We start from the raw sequence: 23,105 nt of genomic DNA, 5'->3' as shown, positions 1-23,105 counted from the left end.
TTAACCTAAACTAAATCGAACTTATTACCCTTTTACAACGTATCAGTTCGCGTTTTCATTTGATTTCTTATCGTCTTTTTTCACTTCTTCTTTCTTTTTTTCTACCAAGTCGCCGTTCTTCAGGTTTTTGGACACCGCAATGTAAGGGCCGGAAATAATGGTATCGCCCGGTTTAAGGCCGGAAAGAATCTCGATATTCTCAAAATCGCTGATGCCTGTTTTCACTTCTTTCATTTCTGCCTTACCATTCACATCCACAAACACAACTTCTTTGATCGCTTCCTCTTTCTTAGGCTTTTTCTCATCCTCTTCCGGAGCCTGCTCTGTCTGCTCGCCGGGGCGTGCACCAGCAGCAACGGGAGGCGTGCTGTTCCGTGTGGTCACAGCGGCTATTGGAACGGAAACCACACCATTTTTACGTTCCGTAATAATCTCAACCGAGGCGGTCATGCCCGGTTTGAACGGGTAGGATTTTTTCGATTTGGAAACCATCAGATCCGCAAAGGACTCATTCAATATCTTCACCTTCACCTCAAATTCGGTCACAGCATCGGCAGAGGCACTGGAAACGGCTGATCCTGTGGAAGCTGCGGAAGCCAAGCCGGCCGCTGTATTTGCAATTTCCTTGACAATCCCCCTGAACTTCCGTCCGGACGCGCTATATGCGTCTACATCTATTTCGGCCGTGTCGCCCAGTGCCACCCGCACAATGTCGTTCTCGTTCACATTCACACGCACTTCCATGTTGCTCAGGTTGGCAATGCGCATCATTTCGGTTCCTGCCATTTGCGAAGTTCCTACCACGCGCTCACCCGCTTCTACATTCAATAAGGATACAACCCCGGTTACCGGTGCAAAAATGCTCGTTTTTCGAAGGTTTTCTGCTGCATCTTTCAAGCTCGCCTCGGCGCTTTTAATGTTGTACAATGCGGCCGAAACATTGGCTTTCGCAGATTCAACATCCTGCTGCGCAACACCGAATGTTGAGGCAAACTGCTCGTAATCAGCAGCCGAAATCACCTTATCATTATATAGTTTTTTGTTTCTGTCAAAATTCGCTTTCGCTTGCAACAGCCGCGCTTCGGCTTGGGAAACCATTGCTTTTGTCTGTTCGTAGTTGGCTTTGCTGGAATTGACGGCTGCCTGTGCGCGGGCCATCAACGATTCATAGTTGTCAGGACGGATTTTTAATAAAAGTTGCCCTTTCACCACCGAATCTCCTTCCGCAACATTCAGGCTGATAATCTCACCTGAAACGTCCGGGCTGAGCTTAACTTCAACCTCCGGCTGAACTTTGCCCGAAGCGCTTACGCGCTCAATGATATCCGTCTTTTTAACATTGGTATACTCAACCTCCGTTGCTTTGGGCTTGCCAATGTAACCGGCTTGTTTTGCTCCAAATAAACCTGCCACAAGAAGTGCGACAATGCCTGCTGTGATCCACCAGATCCGTTTCGAAGATTTACGTGCCATATTTTACTTTGTTACAATTAATGTTGATTGAGGATTAGAGGCATTAGGCTAAAAATGAAAGCCTTTTTTAAAAATCCGATAACGGACGGTTCATATAAAAATCAAGGATCTTGGTCCGGAAAACATAGTCATATTTAGCCTGAACAAGATTACCATTCGCTCTGTCCAGATTTGCCTTAGCAATGTTGTATTCCACGGAGTTGATTGCGCCAACATCAAAACGAACCTGGGAAACGCGGAATGTTTCCTGTAACGCCTGCACCTGATTGGCCGTTGCCGAGTAGCGCTTGGCTGCATTTGTCATATCAATGTAAGCCTGTTCCACATTTTTACGGATCGTCAACTGAACCTGCTGCGCCTGATATTCATATGTTTTTTGCTGAATCTTGGCATTGGCAACATTGTATTTCACCCTGAAATTGGTAAAAATCGGAATGGTTAAATTGAGATTAATGGCCGAGTTTCTGTTGAAGTTCAGCTGATCCAGGTAACCGAATGTGCGAAGGGCACCATTTGGCGTTTCAATTTTCTGGACGATGGGCAGCTGCTGGCTGTTAACGATGATGTAATCGGTCGGCGAAATTACTTCGGTGATCTTAGTTCCTGAACCGTCGGACACAAAACGTTCCTTTGGAGCTGCGCTGGAATAGGCTGTGTAAATCCCTCCGTTTAATGTTAAGGAAGGTAAAGCTGCGCCTTTTGCCAGATCAATGTTCGTTTTTGCTGCTGCAATGCGTAATTCCGCAGCTTGCATTTGTGGCAGATTACCGAGGGCTACTTCAAATATCTCCTGGATCGTGGCATCATAAGCTTGCAAAGTTGGGTCAGCTACCTGGATCATAACCACGTTAATAGGCTCACTGCCGGGCATATTCATAAACTGTTTCAAATTCAACTTCGCAGTTTCAAGGTTGTTTTCGGCATTAACCAATGTGAGCTCGTCGTTAGCAAGCTGCGCTTTAAGGTCGAGCAGATTGCTTTCTGCCAATGTACCTGCTTCAACGAGCTTAGCAGTCCGGTCGACTTGAAGCTGGGATGCTTCCACTTGCAGCCTCGCCACTCCGATGAGCTCAATGTTGGTCATCACTTGCAGATAGGACAATGCAACATTCAGCATAATGTCATTTCGGGCAGCATCCAGGTCTTTGGCGCTTGCCTTGTAATTTTCATTATTGAACTTGATATTATTTTTTATCTGAAAACCATTGAACAATGTGAGCTGCCCGCCTAGCTGATAGTTGTTCGAGTTCACATTCTGCTGCACAAACTGGTTGGTAAAAGGATCGATATTTCTACCCGAACTGAAACCCTGGCTGGCGCTGAAACTAATGCTTGGCCAGCGCTGCCATTTGGATTGGGCGTAAATGTTGCCGTTGGTCTGAACGGTAAGCTCTGAAATTTTTATGGAAGGATTGGTTTCCAGCGCAATCCGGATGCAATCTTCGAGTGAGTAAGTATTGGCTGCCTGGCTGGTATCTTTCTGTGCGAAGGCTGTGTTTCCCGCAACACATACACAAAATACAATAAACAGCAGTGCGGATTTGCGTAACGATTTCAACATAAGCAGGTCAGAGTTAGATAATCAATATTAGTGTTTACCAGAAAAAACAGCCATCCATTTTGTACGGACGGTTGCATAGGAAGGGTAAAGGGCAATTCGTGCAGAGGTGCAAAAAAATCAGTGAAAAAATAAATATCCCAGCCATATTCCGGCCAAAACGCCTATTAAATCAGCAATTAGTCCGGCCACAATAGCGTAGCGGGTATTCTTAATGCCTACTGAACCAAAATACAGCGCAACAATATACAAGGTCGTATCTGCCGAACCTTGAAAAATACACACCAAACGCCCAACAAATGAATCGGGCCCGAATTCCTTCATGGCGTCGATCATTAATGCCCGCGCACCGCTTCCGCTGAGCGGCTTCATGAGTGCTACGGGCAATGCATCCGTGAAATCGGTGTTCATTCCGGTTGATGCAAACATCCATTTCAGTCCGTCGATCAAATAATCCATCGCTCCGCAAGCCCTGAATGCGCTGATCGCAACAAGCAATCCGACCAGATAGGGAATAATGGTTACGGATGTCGTAAAACCACCTTTTGCTCCTTCGATAAATGTTTCAAACACATTGATTTTCCGATACATTCCCCAAAACAGAAACCCTGCCACAACGCCGAGCAGCACCGAATTACCCACGAAAATGGATACCGTTTCAATCTGTTCTTTGGGAAGGCCGGATAAATACCACAGCATCAGCGCGATAATGGTCGTGATGCTGCCAAGTCCGAGCATGACAGTCCTATTGAAGAGGTTGATCTTCTGCCAGGCGGCGGTGATCAGCATGCTCGTTACCGTTGTAATGTAAGTGCCCACGACACAGGGAATAAATACGTCGGAGGGGCTTTCCGCACCCAGAATGGCCCTTTGTGCAATGATAGAAAGCGGTATGATCTGCAAGCCAGAAGTATGCAAAACGAGGAACATAATCTGTGCATTGCTGGCCGTATCCTTACTTGGGTTCAGCTCCTGCAAACTCTGCATGGCTTTTAGCCCGAAAGGCGTTGCTGCGTTATCCAACCCCAGGAAATTGGCGGAGAAGTTCATGATCATCTGCCCGTTTGCCGGGTGATCTTTGGGAACCTCGGGGAAAAGTTTGTTAAAAAAAGGGCCTATAAACCTGGCGAGCGCATTAATGATGCCTGCTTTTTCACCGACATTTAGAATCCCCAGAAAAAATGTCATCACGCCGGTAAGCGGCAAAGCGATGTCCATCACCGCAACTTTGGCCATTTCCAGCATTCCTTCCGTAATTGCCTTAAAACTCTGCACATCACCGGTAAGGATAAATTTCAGAAGCGCAATGATGAAAGCAATGACAAAAAAGGATACGAAAATGTAGTTTAAAGCCATAGTAAAAGTCCGGGGTAATAGGCAGGATTGGTAAAGATTTGTTTATTATGCCGAAAGTAAATATTTTATTTAATGCAAATAACAAAGGTATATTGCAAAGTAGTATCAGCGTCTCCAACCAAATTGTGAATCCAATGAAGTATTGCAGCCTTTTTATCCTGCTCACCTTATTTGCCTGTAATTCCAATACCAAAAATGAAAACAAAGATGCCCAGGGAAACGAGATCGTAAACGACACCATTCCTGCGGAAAGAAAAGTCGTCGAAAACAGCCCGGTGGCCAGTTATAGCGAAAAAGTGAAAGACCCGCTCAACGATTGGCGCTTTTCCGTGGACGTGTATGAGACGAAATCGACTTTTGATTTTTTGGTTAAAATAAAATACAAGGAACTGGACGCTGAGGACAACATTAAGATCCCGAATTTCGGCATTATGCCTAAAGTGGAAGTCCGCAAGGGAAAAGAAGAGCAATCCTGCATCATTGGTTTCTTGGATAAAGCGGGTGAATTTAAAGAATACAAGCTGGTTCAGGTGAAGAATCAGGAGTTGAAGATCTCCACCATTAAGCATTACGCAAGAACATTATATAAAAAGAAGAAATAAAATTTAAAAAGTTTTTTTTAAACGCAAAAGAGCCTGAATATCAGGCTCTTTTGTCGTTCGTTATGTGAGAAAAAATTTAATTCAACACAACCCGCACATTCTCCCCGGCTTTCTTATTGTGAATAATTTGCAAATAATACGTGCCTCTCGGCAGATCGCTCACCGGAATGGACATCGTTTTTTTGTCATTCAAATCATCGGTTACGACAAACTCCTCCGCTGAAACAGATTTTACTTCCTTCATGCTTGCTTCGCTGAAAAGCTTCACCATTTCAGGCAGCACGTCGTTTTCAACTTTGTTTTCAAATGTAATGTAAATGAAGTCCTTGGCTGGATTGGGGTAAATTTCATAAACCGGCCCATTTTCCAAACAATTGTCCACGCATATCGTAACACCCTTCTTCACCGATCCAAAACAATTGCTCGCCGTCACATCTACGCCATAGCAATTATTGACATAGGAATTGAAGTAAGCCGTGCCACCATTCGAGTTGATGATCGTATTCGCAGGATCGGAGGTGGTCCAGACGCTGAACTTCGTTTCCGGCTCGCTCGTGTAAGCATTCAACGAAACGCCCGCGCCGTTACACATGAAATCCGGAGACCCGCCACCATTCTCTGTGACCAGCAATGCCCCCGGCAAAGGCGCACTCCTTTTCACCTGCACCGGCGTACTATAAGCCGTAGTAACCCCACAAACCGAATTCGTAGCCGAAACCTTCACCGTCCCATCACTAACCCCTGTCAAATGTGCCATATTCGTACTCCCCGGCGAGCTAACCGTTATCCCACCGGAAGCAACCCAATTATAAGAAGTCGCATTACTCGCCGAAGCCGTAATGTCCTTTGGAGCACAAAGCAGGATTGGACCGGAGTTGATCGTAGGAACTGTCGGGAGCGGGCGGGTGATGGTAAGCTGCGAGGAAGTTGCCAGCCCCGGAACATCGCTTCTCGAAGCAACAACCTTAATGACGCCACCCGATCCCGCAGCGGGCGTAATTGTCACAGTATTCCCGCTACCACTGTGACTCCACCCGGCCGGATACGACCAAACATAATTCGTTGCATTCGTCACAGCAGGAACCGAAACCGTAATCGGCGTCTTGCCACAAGCCAGCTGATAACTGCCGGCATAAGCAATGTTATTGATCTTAATGCTGCCTGGTGTGCCTAAATATTTGATTGGGATTTCCATAATGATGGATTTCCCTGCTGGGCAAGATGAACAATCAATGCCCTGACTAGGAACAGCTGATGTTACTTTAATTTTTCCCTTACCATTAAAATTGTCCCATTTGACATCAATGTAGTACTTTCCATCTCCTTCATATTTTGAAGGATTCATGCCATACCCTCCCAAAATAACTCCATTATTAACTTCCCAAGTGTATTTGCAATTCACACCTTTGTTGCAACTTGTAAAGGGCTCGATCTTAGTTTCATATCTGTAAACTTTTTGGTCGGGAAGTGCATATTGGCAGTTAGTATTTGCGGCATTGCAGACTATACTCATGTCCTGGCCGTACGTTGAAATAGTTATGCAAAATATTGCCAATAAGAAAGTTGCGAAAGTGTTCGTGTAATTTCTCATTTTTATTTCTAGTTTACAGGTGATAGGATATGTTAATTACTTTAAGCGGATTGAAGGAAGTGTAGATATTTTTACTTTTCCACCTTACAAAATTGTCATTTAAGTCATGTGCGCGCGAAGCCTCAAATTTGACTGAAAAGGAGGTTTCGGCAGATACAGATAGACGATTTAGGATTCTGTACTTTAGTCCTATAAAAGGGTTGAGTCCAAGACCGTATATTCTTAATGGATATGACGTCTGCTTATGATCGGTGTAATTATTTATTGAAGGCTGCAAGTCAACACCATAGAATATTTGTTGCTTTCCTGAATTGCGACGAAACTCATATCCGACTATTGCTACCACATTGAACGACTCATCCTTGACAACAGGGCGATCAATTGGATTACCCAATGTATCCGTGAGAAACCAATCTTTGGTTTTCCGAGAATCATGATTTTCTAGTGAAAACCGGAATGCACCTTTTTGTTTTGGAGAATATCTAATCATTAGATTGCTAAAAGCCCCGACCCAGCCGTGTAACCCAATATTTACATCCCACTTGTAGTCCTTAAATTCCTTACTCGCTTTTTTTGTTGTCTCAGGAGGTTTTTCCTGTCCATATACATGAATACTCAGCCAGAGCGTTCCGGCTAGAAGAAGGATAAATGTTCTCATCATGACTTTTAGATGTTTATTTGATTGATACAAATAAAACATCCATTAATCATACAATACCCACCAAAAACCCAGCTTCGTTCCTACAAAAACCCAGAAAAATCAGCGTCTGGCTTTGAGTTTGCTTACGTAATTTTCGGAGATTCCGAGGTAGGAGGCGATGTACTTTTGAGGGACACGGAGGAAGAGTTCTCTGGATTGCTGATGGAAAATATTGAGCCGCTCCTGCGCTGAGTGAAGCCGCATTTCGCGAAGCCGTTCTTTATCATGAAGTCCGAAACGCTCGGCGATGATCCTGCCGAGATGGCACATTTCCGGATGTTTGGCGTAAAGGTGATACAGATCTTTGCGTGATATGCAAATGAGCTGGCAGGGTTCTAATGTCTCGATGTATTCCCTTGAAGGAACCTGGCAGACAAAACTTTCAAACGCAAGAAAAAAGTCATTTTCGCTGGCAAACCATTCGGTAATTTCCTGACTCTTCCCAAGCTTATGGATAATGCAGCAGCCACGGGCGAGCCCGGCCTTAACGAACCAAAGTTTGTCGCAAATCTCGCCTTCGGAGAGCAGCAGCTTTCCTTTTGGCACATGTATCAGTTTGAACGCTTGCAGGAAATCCGAATAAACGGTGTCACTTATAGGGGTTAATGCCCCAAGGAAGGAAAGTAATTGTTTAGGCATAAATGGCATAGTGTGTCGTAATAATTAAGCAAGAATAATAAATTTTCTCGCTATAACGCAAAATAGCCCGGAAATTCCGGGCTATTTGCATTTATTACAATTCGTATGGTCACGCCTTAAAAACCTCGTCCATCTTCTCCCGGATGGTAAGCAACCGTTTCCGGTCGCCGCCGGCAACTTCTGCCGATGCCCAGCCTGAGTATCCGATTTTTTGAAGCGCTTTGTTTACTTCGGGCCAATTATTATCACCCTCCATAAACTCAACGTCGAACCCTTTCCAAAGACCCAGGTCGTTTTGTTTTTTAAAACTGAATTCTTTCAAATGGAGCTTTAAAATGCGCTTATTCAACGCTTCGATCCAGGAAGCAGGCCAACTGTAGCGAAGCACATTTCCAACGTCAAAATACCACCCTACCATGGGATGCTTGAAATCATCGACATACTTTGCCGCTTCCAGCGGACTTAGCAAAAATTGGTTCCAAACGTTCTCAATCGCTATTTTGACACCTGTTTTTTCCGCTATGGGAAGCAGTTTACGAATCTCGGCCTGTGACCGTTCATAGGCTTCTCCATAAGTTACAGTGGCATTAACCACACCTGGCACCACCAGCACTGTGTTCCCTCCATATTCTTTGGTATCCCACAACGCTTTTTCAATGGACTTGGCGCATTCTTCCCTTTTCTTGGGATCGGGATCCGATAATGGCAGCTTCCAGTGCATTGAATTAACAGTGCCGGGAATCAGCAAACCGGTTTTATCTCTGGCCGCAAGGACCTCCTTCATATCCAGTTTGTCTGGAGAATCCAGCTCCACACCGTCGTAACCAAGATCCTTTAGCAATTTAAACTTGTCCATTACAGACAAATCCTCTTTTACCATCCCCCACATTAAGCTCTTTTTTACCATTGGTCTGGCCAATGAACTAGCAGGCGTTAAGATGGGTGACCCCGGATTTGTTAGCACTGATGCATTAGCAGCCGATGCAGTGCCAACTGTGGCAGCACCAACCGCAACGCCGGTTGCGGCAAGCGCTGAGTTTTTCAGAAAATTTCTTCTTTGCATAAAATATTATGAAAACGCCGTGATACCAGGTTTAGCAACTTCAACAACCGGCGGCTTCATATCGAAGCTGTAAGTGTCCGGACCTAATTTTTCTGTTGAGTTCATTGCTTCATCCCAGGTTACGCGCTTTCCTGTGTACGCAGCCATTCTTCCCATGATAGCGATCAATGTGCTTTGCGCCATGAATTCACCATCATTTACGTGCTTACCGCTACGGATCGATGCGAAAAGCTCGTTGTGCTCAGTTTGGTACATATCATTCTGAGCACCCGTGTATTTCCATGGATTTTGTCCAAAAATTTCATGCACGTTTCTTGCGCAGTTTACCATAGCGCGACCTTTTGTCCCGATCGTTTCTACAAGATAACTGTTTTCGCAATTGGCTTGCTGTCTTGAATGGTGGAAACCTTTTGCACCGTTTTCATAATCGTAAACCACTGAGAAGTGATCGAAAATATTACCGAAAAGAGAATCCGTACGAACCTGACGGCCGCCCGTTCCTACTGCCGAAACCGGCAATTTGCCGCCCATTGCCCACGACATCATGTCAATGCTGTGCACAGCCTGCTCCACGATATGGTCACCGGCAAGCCAGGTGTAGTAAGTCCAGTTACGCAATACATATTCTGCGTCCGTCCAGCCTTGTACGCGAGGGAAAGACCATAATGTGCCTGTATCGTAAGTGTTATAAATCGCAGAAATATCACCAACGGCGCCATCCAGAATCTTTCCGAAACTCGCACGTTTTGGCTCATGATAGCGCCAGCAGAAGCCGGACATTAAGGCTACATTTTTTTGTTTAGCCAATTTAGCCGCTTCCAAAACCTTGCGGACACCCGGTGCATCCACCGCCACAGGTTTTTCACAGAAAACGTGCTTGCCTGCATTGATTGCTGCTGTCAAATGTTCCGGACGGAAATGCGGAGGCGTTGCAAGGATCACAACGTCAACACCCGAATCAAGCACCTTTTTGAAAGCATCAAAACCTACGAACTTATGACCTTCGTCCACTTTCACTTTCGCGCCGTGTACTTTGGTCAGGTTATCGAATGAAGAATCTAATTTGTCTTTGAATATGTCTCCCATTGCGTGGAGAACAACATTAGGATCTGCTTTCAAAGCTTGGTTTGCCGCACCGGACCCGCGTCCGCCGCAACCGATCAAACCTACTTTCAGCGTTTCGGCATTAACGCCTGCAAACGCGCGGTTTGGATTAAGAATAGTAACAGCTGGTAATGTGCTGCCTGCCAGCGCAATGCCCGCCATTTTCAGAACATCTCTTCGAGAAGTACTCATTGTTAATTAAGGATTAGGTGATAGATTATATGATACATACCAGATCTTTCGGAGCAATAAAGATAGAAAAATCTGTTATTTTTCCAGCAAAAGGGAACCAAAAAATCATTTTGCGTGCTCGATAACACACAAAATGTTATAACGCTGGTTTTGATTTTTGTATACATTTATATTCCGAAACTTCTCATCCCTCTATGATTCACGATAATTTACTATTAATCATTTCCCTGCTTTTCATCGTTTCAATGCTCACCATGCTGAGCGAAAAAATCGGGGTCTCCTATCCTATCTTTCTGGTAATCGCAGGCTTACTGATCAGTTTTATTCCCGGAATGCCGCATATGCAACTGGAACCCGACTGGGTTTTTCTGATATTCCTGCCCCCGCTTTTATACTCCGCAGCATGGAATACTTCCTGGAAGGATTTCTGGGAATCCAGGCGGCCGATCGGTTTGCTTTCAATTGGCCTGGTGGTTTTTACAGCGACAGCGGTCGCCTATCTTTCGAGCGCAATTATTCCCGGATTTACATTGGCAATGGGCTTTTTGCTTGGCGGTGTTATTTCTCCGCCGGATGCTGTGGCTGCGACTTCGGTTTTACAGGGACTTAAAGTTCCGAAACGCGTGGTTACCATTCTGGAAGGGGAAAGCCTGGTGAATGATGCTTCCTCACTGATTGTGTTCAGGTTTGCGCTGGCGACCATTGCTACGGGTGAATTTGTGCTCTGGAAAGCGGAAGTCAACTTTTTTGTAGTGGCCGGGATGGGCATTGTGGTAGGGCTTGTGATCGGGCACATTCTTTATTTTGTACACAAATATTTTCCAACTACGCCGAGCATCGATACTGCGCTTACATTCATTACACCTTATATGATGTATATCGCGGCAGAGCATTTTGAATACTCAGGCGTGCTGGCCGTTGTAAGCGGCGGATTGTTTTTGAGCTTCCGTGCCCACGAAGTTTTTGCTTACCAGTCGCGTATGCAGAGCACTTATGTGTGGGAAACGGTTATTTTCCTGCTCAATGGCATTGTTTTCATTCTCATCGGTCTGCAACTGCCGGAAGTCATGATAGGGCTTCAAGCATACACATTGGGTGAAGTGATCTCTTATGCGGTCATTATCAGCATTGTTACCATTATTATCCGCATAATATGGGTTTATCCGGGAACATATTTACCGCATTTATTATCAAAAAAAGTAAGGGAAAAAGAAGCAAGGCCGAGCTGGCGGACGACATTCATTGTGGCTTGGAGTGGTATGCGCGGCGTTGTTTCTCTCGCATCCGCCCTGGCGATCCCGCTCACGCTTGATGGAAAAGCTTATCCGCACCGCGACCTGATCCTGTTTATCACGTTTGTAGTGATCCTATTCACGCTGGTTTTGCAGGGACTCAGCCTTCCCTGGCTAATTCGCCTGCTCAAAATTGAAGATCCGGGTGAGAACATGACCGAACAAAAAGCGATCATTAATGCGCGCCTGGCCACGGTGAGTCTGGAATATATGCAGTCCAACTATGAAGGTGAAATCTCACAATTCGAGCCTTTCAGACTTTTGAAAGACCGTTATGAGAAAATCATCGAGCTGGCCGACACGCGTTATCTGGATATCGACAACAATGCGACCATTGGTTTTGCAAGAGCTTACCGGAAAATGCTCGTGGAAATTGTGGGCATTAAGCGCGAGGAGATAAGAAAAATTCGCCGGGACAAGGTTTGTTCCGACGAATTGATAAGGACGAAAGAAAGAGAATTAGACCTGGAAGAAGCCAGGCTGAGAAACTCAGGCTGATCAATCCCAGGCCACTTCTATCACATAATTTTTCAGGTCAATGGTCGTGAAGCGCTCGCCATTCTGACGTTTCAATGCGATTTTACCGTTCTGAACTTTGGCTACTTGTTGCGCCAGAACATCCTTCTCGGACTTCTTGCGGTAAATCGCTACCATTTGCTCGTCCGTATTCACATCTACATCACAACTGCGTCCTTTTGCATTGATAAGTTTTGCATTATCAGGCAGATAGGGCGCTTTTGCCAATGCCAGCGCACGTGAAGCCTGCGGCACGCCGTACCCTACAAAATTATTTCCGTATGGATACAAATGCGCCGATTTTTCAATCAGAGAAATCAGTTCTTTGTTGGTCAGTTTGGGATTTGCCTGTAACAAACAAGCTGCAAAACCTGTAATGACAGGCGCTGATAATGAGGTTCCATAAAGCGAAAAGCAGGAAACATTAGGCTTTACATAAGATAAAAACTCAGGCCCTACACTGCTATAACCGATTCGGTTCCAAAGTTTTCCATTGGTAGCACCCACTGCCAGAACGCCTTTTGCATCAGCCGGGGCCGAAACTATTTCCCAGCTCTTATCATCACCTTCATTTCCGGCCGAAACGATCAGCATAATGCCTTTCCTATCCGATGCAATCTGTGCTGCCCTCGAAATAGCCGAAGTTTTACCGTCCATTTGGGAAGGGACATAATTTTCTTTTGGATCTGAAAATCCTTTGGCATAACCCAATGAAGTGTTGATCAGACGCACGCCAAGGCTGTCCATCCATTCCATGGCAGCGATCCAGTTATCTTCCTCGCCCCTGTATTCGCGCAATGAATAATCTGTTCTGGCTAAATAAAACTTGGCATTGGTAGCCATGCCATACTGGATCTCATCCTGAAAATCAACGCCGGCGATCGCTGCTAAAACCTCGGTTCCGTGCATGTCCGAAAACGATTCCGCAGTGCTGAAAAGCAATTCTCCGGCGCGGCCCGGCTTTACATAATCGCGGATGCCCAGAATCCTTTTGTTCTTAAAAATCTGTGTGAGGGAAAGCGAAGAATCTGCGCCATAAAAACCAGCGTCGATCACGCCTATGGTCACGTCTTTGGCTGAAATGTTCTCTTTTGTAAAAGCATTGGCCTGAACTTGCGACATTACGGGTGCCATTTGTGCTTTTTCAATGGCTTTGGTGCGCGCAATGTAAAATCCGGGATCAATAGGAACCACTTCCTGAACAAAATCCAGCTCGCGCACTTTCATGGCCTGCTCGCTGGTCATAATGGCAGAAACTGCATTCAGCCATTTGGAACGATTGATAATGCTGACAGATTGTTCGCGTAGTGCCCGCTCGTACTCGCCCTTTACAGGCAGGTCCATTTCGTCCGAAGCGACTAGACCAAGTTTGAGGCGGTTTTCAAGTGTTAATGCAGAAACAGCCGGTGCGGCGTTCAGGTCCTTGTTTTTGAGGTAAATCCAATATTTCGGACTCGCCGACAAAATAAAAGGTGCAAAAACAAACGCAAGCAGAAACAATCTTTTCATGAATATGATCATAGTTAGGTTATATCAGTCAATCAAAAAAAGCGACGGATTTTTGCAAATTTGCCGCTCTACTATTGAACAAGATAAACGTAATTTTACAAATTAAATTACCAGTTACAAAATTTAACCCCTATGCGCTACGCCCCCATCGGCAAGGAGCTTTTTATAGAAAACCGCCGCCGACTTACCCAATTATTGAGGCCAAAATCCCTGGTTATATTGAATTCCAATGACCTGATGCCTACGAATGCAGACGGCACAATGGGTTTCAAGCAAAGTACGGATCTGTTTTACTTAACCGGCGTAGACCAGGAGGAAACAATCCTCGTCCTGTCTCCCGAACATCCCGATGAAAAGCTTCGGGAAGTCCTTTTTTTGAGGGAAACCAATGAAACTATTGCCGTTTGGGAAGGAGAAAAGCTGACCAAAGAACAGGCCAGAGAAGTAACGGGCATCAAAACCATTTACTGGACGCATCAATACGAAACCGTTTTCCGCAACATTGTTTTTGAAGCGGATCAGGTTTATTTAAATACCAATGAACACACCAGAAACGATTCTTTGGTACAAACGCGTGAGACACGGTTTATAAACGAGTTCAGGGAAAAATATCCTATCCATACATTGGCAAGGCTGGCTCCTTTAATGCACCAGCTGAGGGCTATTAAGCAGCCCAAAGAAATTGAGTTGCTTCAAAAAGCATGTGACATTACCAAACTCGGTTTCGAACGGTTACTAACATTCGTAAAACCTGATGTTCAGGAATTTGAGATAGAGGCTGAGCTGCTCCATGAATTTGTCCGCAATCGTTCCAAAGGCTTTGCTTACCAGCCGATCATAGCATCGGGTGCTAATGCGTGTGTGTTGCACTACATTCAAAATGACCAGCCGTGTAAAGATGGTGATGTGCTTTTACTGGATGTTGCGGCCGAATATGCCAACTACGGAGCAGATCTGACGCGCAGCATTCCGGTGAATGGCCGCTTTACAAAAAGGCAGCGCGACGTTTATGATGCGGTTTTGCGTGTTTTCAAAGCGGCAAAGGGAATGTTGATTGCGGGCAATATCTGGGATGAGTATCATCTTGAAGTCGGCAAAATTATGGAAAGCGAACTGATAGGGTTAGGCTTGATTACCAAAGATGACATTGCCAAACAAGATCCCGAAACGCCTGCCTACAAGAAATATTTCCCGCACGGAACTTCCCATTTTCTGGGTCTGGACATTCACGACGTAGGCAATAAATACCGCCGTTTTGAAGCCGGAATGGTGTTTACATGTGAGCCTGGTATTTACATTCGCGAGGAAGGACTAGGCATTCGCCTGGAAAATGACATCCTCATCACAGAAGATGGCAACCGCGATTTAATGGCACATATTCCGATTGAAGCGGAGGAGATCGAGGAGATGATGAATCGGTAAGTTGAATGCTTTTGAGTCATTCTTTTTGTAAATTTGTACAGATCAAATTGAAATCAAATGGAAAGCACGATCAATTTTAACATTCCGTTGTCGTTTCAGCAGCTCGTCGATTTGGTAATGCAATTACCGAGGCCCGAGCGCGAAAAACTTGTTACAGTTATTCAAGAAGACGACTTGGATGAAGATGAACCGACCAAAGCCCAAATTCTTGAAAACTTGAAGAGAGATTACATTGCTTTGAAGGCAGGAACATTACAAACTCGTCCTATTGAAGACATCTTGAATGAGCTATAAAATTATTGCTTCGAAAGAGTTTGAAAAAGACCTGAAAAGACTTGTTAAGAAATACGCTTCGTTAGCACAGGAAACCACCAATTTGGTAAAAAGCATCGGGGATAATCCTGTACAGGGCACACCGATTGGAAAAGATTGTTTTAAAATTCGCTTAGCGATAAAAAGCAAAGGTCGAGGTAAAAGTGGCGGCGCGCGGGTAATAACCTGTGTTTTCACCTTACAAGAACAAGTTGTGCTCCTTAGCATTTACGACAAAGCAGAGAAAGAAAATATCAGTGCGAAGGAGCTGGAAGATTTGCTGAATAATATTGCCAGGAATCAGTAACATCATATCACATTCATCAAAAGCCGGGAGATTTAGCGTCTTTCCGGCTTTTGGTTATTTAACAACCTTTGGTTTTAGAAAATGGAGTTTTTGCCCGAAGACATTTATAAGCTGCTAGCTTCCTTTTTGCTGGGAGCTGTGATCGGTATGGAGCGGGAATACCGGAGTAAGTCGGCGGGGTTGCGGACCATGATCCTGATTGCGGTGGGATCGACATTGTTTACAATCCTTTCCATTAAGATCAGTGCAGATGCGGGAAGAATTGCGGCGAATATTCTGACAGGGATTGGCTTTATCGGTGCCGGGATCATTTTCCGCGAAAATAACCGGGTCGTAGGCATTACAACGGCTGCCATTGTCTGGGTGACGGCGGCGATAGGAATGGGCATCGGTGCTGGTTTTTACGGGGTTACCATTGCCACATTCGTTATTTCAGGGCTATCGCTGGTAATCCTCGCCCCAATCCAGAAATTCATTCGCAAGAAAAGCCAGATCCGCAGTTACAGAGTCGTATGCCCTTACCAGAAAAAGACGCTGAAACTGTACGAGGAACTGTTTAAAGAGCACGACCTGACAATCCTTCAAGGCGCGCAGAGCCGTTCCGGCGGACAGATCACGGGAAGTTGGACATTACAGGGCTCAGAAAAGAAGCACGATAAGCTGACGCATCATTTGCTGAATGACCAGGGGATCATTGAATTTGATTTCTGATCCGTTTCCAGCAAGAGCGGGAACATTAGATTTTAATTAAAAACGCGTATAAAAACCCTTCTCATGCGTCTTTTTAAAAGCGGGAAAGCGTTATAACCCGGAGGAGGGAAACTTTATAGTTAAAAAAAACTTTATCATTAATATAACCCACATTCAAGAGTGATTTACAAAGCCACAACCCGCGTAAATCGGAATTTTATTGCTTCGTTATGTCCGATATCATAAAACAGAATCTTTGGGATATCATCGTCCTCAACACCTCTGAATCTGAGGCTGAATGGTTACAAAACAGAGCTGCGTCGAGCCGGATGGATTTGATGACGGCTTTCGTTGCGGCACCAAGGTTTCTTTCCAAAAAGATCATTTTCATAAATCAAGACCAGCAATTTGCGCTGAATGCCGAAATCCCCGGATTTTCGGTGGAAGGCTGGTCGCTGGTCCGGCTTGCAAGGGTTTGGTTACTGACCCAGCTTGATCCTTCGGACAAAGAGGATTATACCAAAGACATTGAAACGCTCTTCGACACGGCCGAAATGAATGAACTGGTGGCGCTTTATGCTGCATTACCCGTGCTTTCTTACCCGGACCAATGGCTTTTCAGGGCCACCGATGCGGTCCGTTCTAATATGGGCTTCGTTTTTGATGCCATAGCATTGCATAACCCTTACCCGGAGAAACATTTCAGCGAACTGGCCTGGAACCAGCTGGTTTTGAAAACCATATTCAATGATAAACCTATTCATTTCATAGAAGGCCTCGACAATCGTGCAAACGAGAAACTTGCGATGACACTTTCCGACTTCGCGCACGAACGGTGGGCCGCAGGAAGGAGCGTTCCGGCGCAGGTTTGGCGGCTGGCGGGCAGGTTTATGAATACAACATTACTGGCTGATATGCAGCATTTATTTGATTCTGAACAAGTTGATGACCGAAAAGCTGCTGCATTGGCTTGCAATGATTCCTCACTTGCCCCGGCCCATTATCTTTTGGCAAAATATATTGACCTTGAAAAATCAGTTAAGTCCGGCGCTCTGGCCTGGGCCGATCTCGAACACTGACACCTAAACCTATGTGCCTTAACACTAACGATATAGCACCCAATCCTTCGCATTTTGAAGACAGCGAAGAAACGGCAACTCCTGCGCACCGCGACATTGCCTGGAACGACTACAAAGACCTGATCAAAGGAATGCGCTTTTTTGACCCGCATATCCACATGGTTTCGCGAACAACTGATGATTACCAGGCCATGCATCAAGCCGGCATTGTGGCATTGATCGAGCCTGCATTCTGGGTTGGGCAGCCGCGTACGGGGCTTTCCAGCTTTAAAGATTATTACAGCAGCCTGGTGGGCTGGGAAAGATTCCGCTCTTCGCAGTTTGGCATTAAACATTACTGCACGATGGGGCTTAACTCCCGGGAAGCGAACAATGAGCCGCTGGCTGAGCAGGTGATGGAAATTCTGCCGTTATACATTTACAAAGAAGGCGTCGTAGGCGTGGGCGAAATTGGTTTTGACGACCAGACGCCCGCCGAAGAAAAATATTACCGTTTGCAGCTGGAACTTGCAAAAAAAGCCAAACTTCCCGTGCAGATCCACACGCCGCACCGCGACAAGAAAAAAGGAACGGAACGCAGCATGGCCATTGCATTGGAACACGGCATCGACCCTTCGTGGGTGATCGTGGACCATAATAATGAGGAAACGGTCAAAAGTGTGCTGGACAAAGGTTTTTGGGCAGCATTTACCATTTATCCTTTTACCAAAATGGGCAATGAGCGCATGGTAAAAGTGGTGGAACAATATGGTCCTGAACGCATTATGGTCAATTCGGCGGCTGACTGGGGCATTTCAGATCCGCTGGCCATTCCTAAGACGGCTGCATTGATGAAAATGCGTGGCATTTCAGATGAAACGATTCGCCTTGTTACTTACCAAAATGCGATTGATGCATTTGGCAAAAGCGGACAGATCGATGTGACTGATTTCGAGTCGGGTTATGCCATTGACCATACTGAAAAGTTTCATGGAAACAGCATTTTGAGAGGCGGACAGCAACCTGTGCCGGCCAAAGATTCATTAGTTATTAATTAAAGTGAGCAGCATAAAACCCTATCTGCAGCTAACCCGTCCTGCTAATGTTGTAACCGCATTCACCGACATTTTTGCGGGAATGGCCATTGTACAATTTACTTTTTCAGATTACAACCCTGCCCTGCTGCTCATTTCAACCATGGGTTTGTATGGCGGCGGCGTAGTGATGAACGATGTTTTCGACGCAAAGCTCGATGCCGTCGAGCGTCCCGAGCGTCCTATCCCGAGCGGGAAAGTGCCGCTGAGGTCAGCGACGATGATGGGTTTAACATTGCTTTTCCTTGGCGTGCTCGCTGCTACAATGTTCAGTGCATTAAGCGGGATGATCGCCATTGTGGTGGCATTGCTAACCGTGATTTACAACCGTTTTGCGAAGCATAGCCGGATTTTAGGACCATTAACAATGGGTATGTGCCGCGGTGGCAACCTGATTTTAGGTATGAGTGTGCTACCCGAATCGTTGCAGCAATGGTCCTGGATTGCCATTTTTCCCATCTTATACATTGGTGCTATCACGCTGATCAGCCAGGATGAGGTGCACGGCGGCAAGAAAACGACGCTTTACATTGCGGCGCTCTTATATATGATCGTGCTGTTTGCCCAGTTAAAATTCGCTAATGAGCATGGTAACCTGCTGTACACATTACCATTTATATTGTTACATGCCTGGCTCATATTCAGGCCCTTATGGAATGCAATGCAAAATCCCGTCGGGCCGTTAATTGGTAAGGCAGTGAAGGCGGGCGTTATTTCTCTTATAGTGATGAATGCTTCGTGGTGCGTTGCCTTTGGGCTGTGGCCGCTGGCATTGCTGGTTTTGGCGTTATTGCCCTTATCAATGCTTTTAGCAAAGGTTTTTGCGGTAACTTAGTGTTAAAAATTACTTTTTTGCGTGTTCCAATGTCGATTTCAATGCAAACCATACAACAGCGTTTCCAGGTAGAATACAATTATTCAGTATTCTTTACCGAAAATTTATTTGATACAAAAAACCCTTTGCTTCAAGACTTTTTCAACGAATACACCGAGCAGGGCTTCCAGCGCAAAGCGTTAGTGATTGTGGACGAGGGGTTTGCTCAATATCATCCCGATTTATCCAACCAGATCCAGTCCTATTTTGCTGCATCGGTTTCCCATATCCAGCTTGCTCCGGAAATCATTATCGTGCCCGGCGGTGAAGCTTGTAAAAATGATCCGGCCCTTTTCGAAAGCCTTGTTGAGGCGGTTGACACTTATGGCATTGACAGACACTCGTTTATCATTGGCATAGGAGGCGGCGCGGTGCTGGATCTGGTCGGTTACGCAGCCGCTGTTTCACACAGGGGCATTAAACTGATCCGCATCCCGACAACGGTTTTATCTCAAAACGATTCTGGTGTCGGCGTTAAAAACAGCATCAATTTCCGCGGCAAAAAGAACTTCCTGGGCACATTTGCGCCTCCGGTTGCCGTATTCAATGATCTGACTTTATTGAGAACGCTGGATGACCGCGACTGGCGGGGCGGCGTTTCGGAAGCGATCAAGGTTGCATTGATTAAGGACGCTTCATTTTTTGAGTGGATAGAAGAACACACTTCCGCATTGGCAAACCGCGACGAGGCAGCTATGGCTTACCTGATCCATCGCTGCGCAGAAATGCACACGGACCATATAGCAGGCGGTGATCCTTTCGAATTCGGTTCTTCCCGGCCACTGGATTTCGGTCACTGGGCAGCGCATAAGCTTGAATTTCTGACTGGTTTTCAGGTGCGCCACGGAGAAGCGGTGGCGATTGGCATTGCGCTGGATTGTGTTTATGCTGCCAAAATCGGGAAGCTGTCAGAAACAGAACTGAACCGTATCCTGGATGTTCTGGGGAAATTAGGTTTTGACCTTTTTCATCCAAAACTCTCTGAAAACGATAAAATAAACCTGCGTAATGGCCTGAACGAGTTCCGTGAGCATTTGGGCGGAAGACTCACCATTATGCTTTTGGAAAAAATAGGAAAGGGCGTCGAAGTTCATGAGCTGGACGCCAACATTATCGCACAATCGGTTGATTATCTGGAAGGAACAAAAATCATTCATGCATTATGATCACGCCTTACGGACATTTAACTTATTGCAGCAACATTCATCCCGGTGAAAAATGGGCTGACCATTTCAAATCGCTGCAAGACAACATTCCATACATCAGGGAGCAACTGGCACCCGGACAGCCGTTTGGCCTTGGCCTTCGCGTTGCGAATGAAGCGTCTGTGGAACTGAGCAAGCCGGAGGTTTTACAGGAATTCAAAAACTGGCTTAATGAACAGGATGTGTATGTTTTTGTGATCAACGGCTTTCCATATGGTGGCTTCCACAACACGGTGGTCAAGGACAATGTGCATACACCCGACTGGACAACGACCGATCGGTTAAACTATACAATCCGCCTTTTTAATATTCTATCTGAACTGCTTCCGGAAGGAATGCATGGAGGCGTTTCTACGCCGCCGCTGTCTTATCGCTTGTGGTGGACAACGATGGAGGAAAATATCAATGCTACCGAGCAGGCAACCGATCACATTCTGCAATTGCTGGACGAGCTGATCAAAATTGAGAAAACAACCGGCAAGCTGCTGCATCTTGACATTGAACCCGAACCCGATGGCATTCTTGACAATGCCGTTGATTTTGTAAAATGGTATCGAGATGTGCTTTTGCCAAGAGGAACTGCTTATCTATCAAATAAATACAATGCAACTTCCGAGGAAGGCAGGGACATTATTTTAAAGCACATTCAGCTTTGCTACGACATTTGTCATGCAGCGGTGGGTTATGAAAATCCCGAAGAAATCCTGGCTTCGCTGGATGAGGTCGGAATTCAGGTGGGCAGGATCCAGGTGAGTTCAGCGTTGAAGGTTAATTTTTCAAATGAAAAAGAGATCAAGCTCAAAGCGATTGAAACATTCGACGAGCCCGTTTACCTGCATCAGGTTGTGGCTTTGAATGAGGACGAAACGAAAACCCATTATCCGGACCTGAAAGAAGCACTAACGGACTGGAATGATAAGCAGAAAGAATGGCGCGTCCATTTCCACGTTCCTCTTTTTATCCATTCCTATGGCGTGCTGGAATCGACACAGGGCGATATCATTAAAACACTTGCTATTCACCGGAAAAAGCCTTTTTCGGCATTTTTGGAAGTCGAGACTTACACCTGGGGCGTTTTGCCCGAAGATATGCAGAAACCCATTGGCGATTCAATCGTTCGTGAAATTGAATGGGTGAAGAAAATACTTAGTTATGAATAAAACAGTCGTTATTGACATCGTAGGTTTAAGTGCAAACCTGATCGGTGAACATACTCCGTTCCTTGCCAAATATTTAAAGAACAGGCATTTAACTCCGATTAAACCAGTTCTTCCTGCCGTCACGACCACATCTCAAAGCACTTACATTACCGGCAAATGGCCCGCTGAAAACGGGATTGTCGGGAATGGCTGGTATGACCGTGAGGATTCAGAAATTAAGTTCTGGAAACAGTCCAACAAGCTTGTAAAAGGGGAAAAGATCTGGGATGCGGCCAAAAAGCTGGATCCGAATTTCACTTGCGCGAAGATGTTTTGGTGGTATAATATGTACTCAACCGCCGATTTTTCGGTAACACCGCGCCCGCAGTATCACGCAGATGGCGTGAAAGCGCCCGATTGTTACGCCTATCCGCCCGAACTGCGGGATGAGCTGCAAAAAGATCTGGGGCAATTTCCGCTCTTTAATTTCTGGGGGCCTAATGCCAACATTAAGTCTACAAAATGGATCGCAGACTCGTCGATGTGGGTTGAAAAGAAGCATAATCCAACATTAACGCTGATTTACCTGCCGCACCTGGATTATTGTTTACAGAAATTCGGGCCTGACTTTTCCAAAATCAGCAATGAGCTGAAAGAGATCGACGACGTGGTTGCGGAGCTGATCCAGTTTTACGAGGCGCGCAATGCCAAGATCATTTTACTTTCAGAATATGGCATCAATCCGGTGAGCAACCCGATCCATATCAACCGGATTTTAAGAAATGAAGGCTTGATTTCAGTTCGGACAGAACGTTGGTATGAACTGCTGGACGCGGGAATTTCGAAAGCATTTGCCACTGCGGATCACCAGATTGCACATGTATATTTGAATGATGAATCTGTGAAAGATCAGGTTATCAATGCATTGAAGAAAGTCCCGGGCATTGACCTGATTTTAGATAGAGAAGCACAAAAAGCATATCACATTGACCACGAACGCGCCGGCGACCTGGTTATTATGGCTAAGCCCGACAGTTGGTTTACCTATTATTACTGGCTCGACGACGCCAAGGCGCCGGATTACGCGCATTTGGTAGATATTCACCGGAAGCCTGGCTACGATCCTGTAGAAATGTTTATGGACCCAAAAAATCCGCTGATTAAGCTACGTGCCGGATATAAGTTAGCACGTAAATTGATGGGTTTCAGATATTTAATGGACGTTATCCCACTTGACGCAACATTGGTAAAGGGCTCGCACGGAAGCATTCATGTTCCCAAAGAATTTTATCCGATCCTGGTTACAGATTCTGCTCCCGGAAAACCCGAGATCGAAGCAGTAGACGTTTATGATGTGATCTGGAAGCATCTGACTTAAAACACTTTGCTGAAACAAATAAAGGCTCATC

21 protein-coding genes are annotated in these 23,105 nt (G+C 45.6%); 12 read left to right on the top strand and 9 right to left on the bottom strand.

Annotated features, from left to right (window positions below):
- Positions 1-42 precede the first annotated feature (42 nt).
- The 3 genes from L0660_RS09295 to L0660_RS09285 all read right to left on the bottom strand — a co-directional run bounded on the left by L0660_RS09295 (position 43) and on the right by L0660_RS09285 (position 4,387).
- The gene (locus L0660_RS09295; RefSeq protein WP_235159252.1) at positions 43-1,473 is read right to left on the bottom strand and encodes an efflux RND transporter periplasmic adaptor subunit; all 1,431 of its coding nucleotides are present in this window, start codon (positions 1,471-1,473) and stop codon (positions 43-45) included.
- Between the two features lie 67 nt (positions 1,474-1,540).
- Positions 1,541-3,034: a TolC family protein gene (locus L0660_RS09290; RefSeq protein WP_235159251.1), complete on the bottom strand. Its 1,494-nt coding sequence runs from the start codon at positions 3,032-3,034 to the stop codon at positions 1,541-1,543.
- A gap of 117 nt (positions 3,035-3,151) precedes the next feature.
- The gene (locus tag L0660_RS09285) at positions 3,152-4,387 is read right to left on the bottom strand and encodes a nucleoside recognition domain-containing protein (RefSeq protein WP_233797257.1); all 1,236 of its coding nucleotides are present in this window, start codon (positions 4,385-4,387) and stop codon (positions 3,152-3,154) included.
- A 134-nt stretch (positions 4,388-4,521) separates the two neighbouring features.
- On the opposite strand from L0660_RS09285, the gene L0660_RS09280 reads away from it, so the two are divergent.
- A complete protein-coding gene (locus L0660_RS09280) occupies positions 4,522-4,989 on the top strand; it encodes a hypothetical protein (protein ID WP_235159250.1) in 468 nt (155 codons plus the stop codon).
- Positions 4,990-5,065: 76 nt separating this feature from the next.
- Here the strand turns inward: L0660_RS09280 and L0660_RS09275 are convergent, their stop codons facing one another.
- From L0660_RS09275 to L0660_RS09255, 5 genes are all read right to left on the bottom strand, one after another.
- The gene (locus L0660_RS09275) at positions 5,066-6,184 is read right to left on the bottom strand and encodes a T9SS type A sorting domain-containing protein (protein ID WP_235159249.1); all 1,119 of its coding nucleotides are present in this window, start codon (positions 6,182-6,184) and stop codon (positions 5,066-5,068) included.
- A 409-nt stretch (positions 6,185-6,593) separates the two neighbouring features.
- Positions 6,594-7,241 carry a hypothetical protein gene (locus L0660_RS09270; RefSeq protein ID WP_233797260.1) on the bottom strand — a complete coding sequence of 216 codons (648 nt, stop codon included), beginning with the start codon at positions 7,239-7,241 and terminating at the stop codon, positions 6,594-6,596.
- Positions 7,242-7,340: 99 nt separating this feature from the next.
- A complete protein-coding gene (locus L0660_RS09265; RefSeq protein WP_235159248.1) occupies positions 7,341-7,919 on the bottom strand; it encodes a Crp/Fnr family transcriptional regulator in 579 nt (192 codons plus the stop codon).
- Between the two features lie 109 nt (positions 7,920-8,028).
- Positions 8,029-8,982 (bottom strand): sugar phosphate isomerase/epimerase, encoded by a 954-nt coding sequence (locus L0660_RS09260; protein ID WP_235159247.1) that lies wholly within the window; start codon positions 8,980-8,982, stop codon positions 8,029-8,031.
- A gap of 6 nt (positions 8,983-8,988) precedes the next feature.
- Positions 8,989-10,248, bottom strand: coding sequence for a Gfo/Idh/MocA family protein (locus L0660_RS09255; protein ID WP_026628416.1), 1,260 nt, complete (start codon positions 10,246-10,248; stop codon positions 8,989-8,991).
- Between the two features lie 224 nt (positions 10,249-10,472).
- Here L0660_RS09255 and L0660_RS09250 point away from each other — a divergent pair, with 224 nt between their 5' ends.
- Positions 10,473-12,068: a Na+/H+ antiporter gene (locus L0660_RS09250; RefSeq protein ID WP_233797263.1), complete on the top strand. Its 1,596-nt coding sequence runs from the start codon at positions 10,473-10,475 to the stop codon at positions 12,066-12,068.
- Here the strand turns inward: L0660_RS09250 and L0660_RS09245 are convergent, their stop codons facing one another.
- Entirely contained in the window at positions 12,069-13,595 is a 1,527-nt protein-coding gene (locus L0660_RS09245) for a S8 family serine peptidase (protein WP_233797264.1), read from the bottom strand.
- 132 nt (positions 13,596-13,727) lie between these two features.
- Here L0660_RS09245 and L0660_RS09240 point away from each other — a divergent pair, with 132 nt between their 5' ends.
- The 10 genes from L0660_RS09240 (at position 13,728) to L0660_RS09195 (ending at position 23,074) form a co-directional block, all read left to right on the top strand.
- Positions 13,728-15,017 carry an aminopeptidase P family protein gene (locus tag L0660_RS09240; RefSeq protein ID WP_235159246.1) on the top strand — a complete coding sequence of 430 codons (1,290 nt, stop codon included), beginning with the start codon at positions 13,728-13,730 and terminating at the stop codon, positions 15,015-15,017.
- A gap of 57 nt (positions 15,018-15,074) precedes the next feature.
- Complete coding sequence (locus L0660_RS09235) at positions 15,075-15,311, top strand: hypothetical protein (RefSeq protein WP_235159245.1); 237 nt, start codon at positions 15,075-15,077, stop codon at positions 15,309-15,311.
- Positions 15,301-15,636, top strand: a complete 336-nt coding sequence (locus L0660_RS09230; RefSeq protein ID WP_235159244.1) for a type II toxin-antitoxin system RelE/ParE family toxin — start codon at positions 15,301-15,303, stop codon at positions 15,634-15,636. Before L0660_RS09235 ends, L0660_RS09230 begins: the two co-directional genes overlap by 11 nt.
- A gap of 81 nt (positions 15,637-15,717) precedes the next feature.
- On the top strand, positions 15,718-16,347 hold the full coding sequence (locus tag L0660_RS09225) for an MgtC/SapB family protein (protein WP_235159243.1): 630 nt from the start codon (positions 15,718-15,720) through the stop codon (positions 16,345-16,347).
- Positions 16,348-16,556: 209 nt separating this feature from the next.
- Complete coding sequence (locus tag L0660_RS09220) at positions 16,557-17,405, top strand: EboA domain-containing protein (RefSeq protein WP_235159242.1); 849 nt, start codon at positions 16,557-16,559, stop codon at positions 17,403-17,405.
- An 11-nt stretch (positions 17,406-17,416) separates the two neighbouring features.
- A complete protein-coding gene (locus tag L0660_RS09215; RefSeq protein WP_233797269.1) occupies positions 17,417-18,442 on the top strand; it encodes a TatD family hydrolase in 1,026 nt (341 codons plus the stop codon).
- A gap of 1 nt (position 18,443) precedes the next feature.
- A complete protein-coding gene (gene eboC / locus L0660_RS09210; RefSeq protein ID WP_235159241.1) occupies positions 18,444-19,313 on the top strand; it encodes a UbiA-like protein EboC in 870 nt (289 codons plus the stop codon).
- 41 nt (positions 19,314-19,354) lie between these two features.
- Entirely contained in the window at positions 19,355-20,518 is a 1,164-nt protein-coding gene (locus L0660_RS09205) for a 3-dehydroquinate synthase (protein WP_235159240.1), read from the top strand.
- Complete coding sequence (eboE, locus tag L0660_RS09200; RefSeq protein ID WP_235159239.1) at positions 20,515-21,717, top strand: metabolite traffic protein EboE; 1,203 nt, start codon at positions 20,515-20,517, stop codon at positions 21,715-21,717. The genes L0660_RS09205 and eboE overlap by 4 nt, the downstream gene beginning before the upstream one ends.
- Positions 21,710-23,074: an alkaline phosphatase family protein gene (locus L0660_RS09195; RefSeq protein ID WP_235159238.1), complete on the top strand. Its 1,365-nt coding sequence runs from the start codon at positions 21,710-21,712 to the stop codon at positions 23,072-23,074. Before eboE ends, L0660_RS09195 begins: the two co-directional genes overlap by 8 nt.
- The last annotated feature ends 31 nt before the right edge of the window (positions 23,075-23,105 follow it).

It is taken from the genome of Dyadobacter sp. CY351, from assembly GCF_021502625.1.
Classification (GTDB): domain Bacteria; phylum Bacteroidota; class Bacteroidia; order Cytophagales; family Spirosomataceae; genus Dyadobacter; species Dyadobacter chenhuakuii.
The sequence above is the reverse complement of the archived record's forward strand: the minus strand, read 5'-3'. Positions and strand labels throughout refer to the sequence as shown.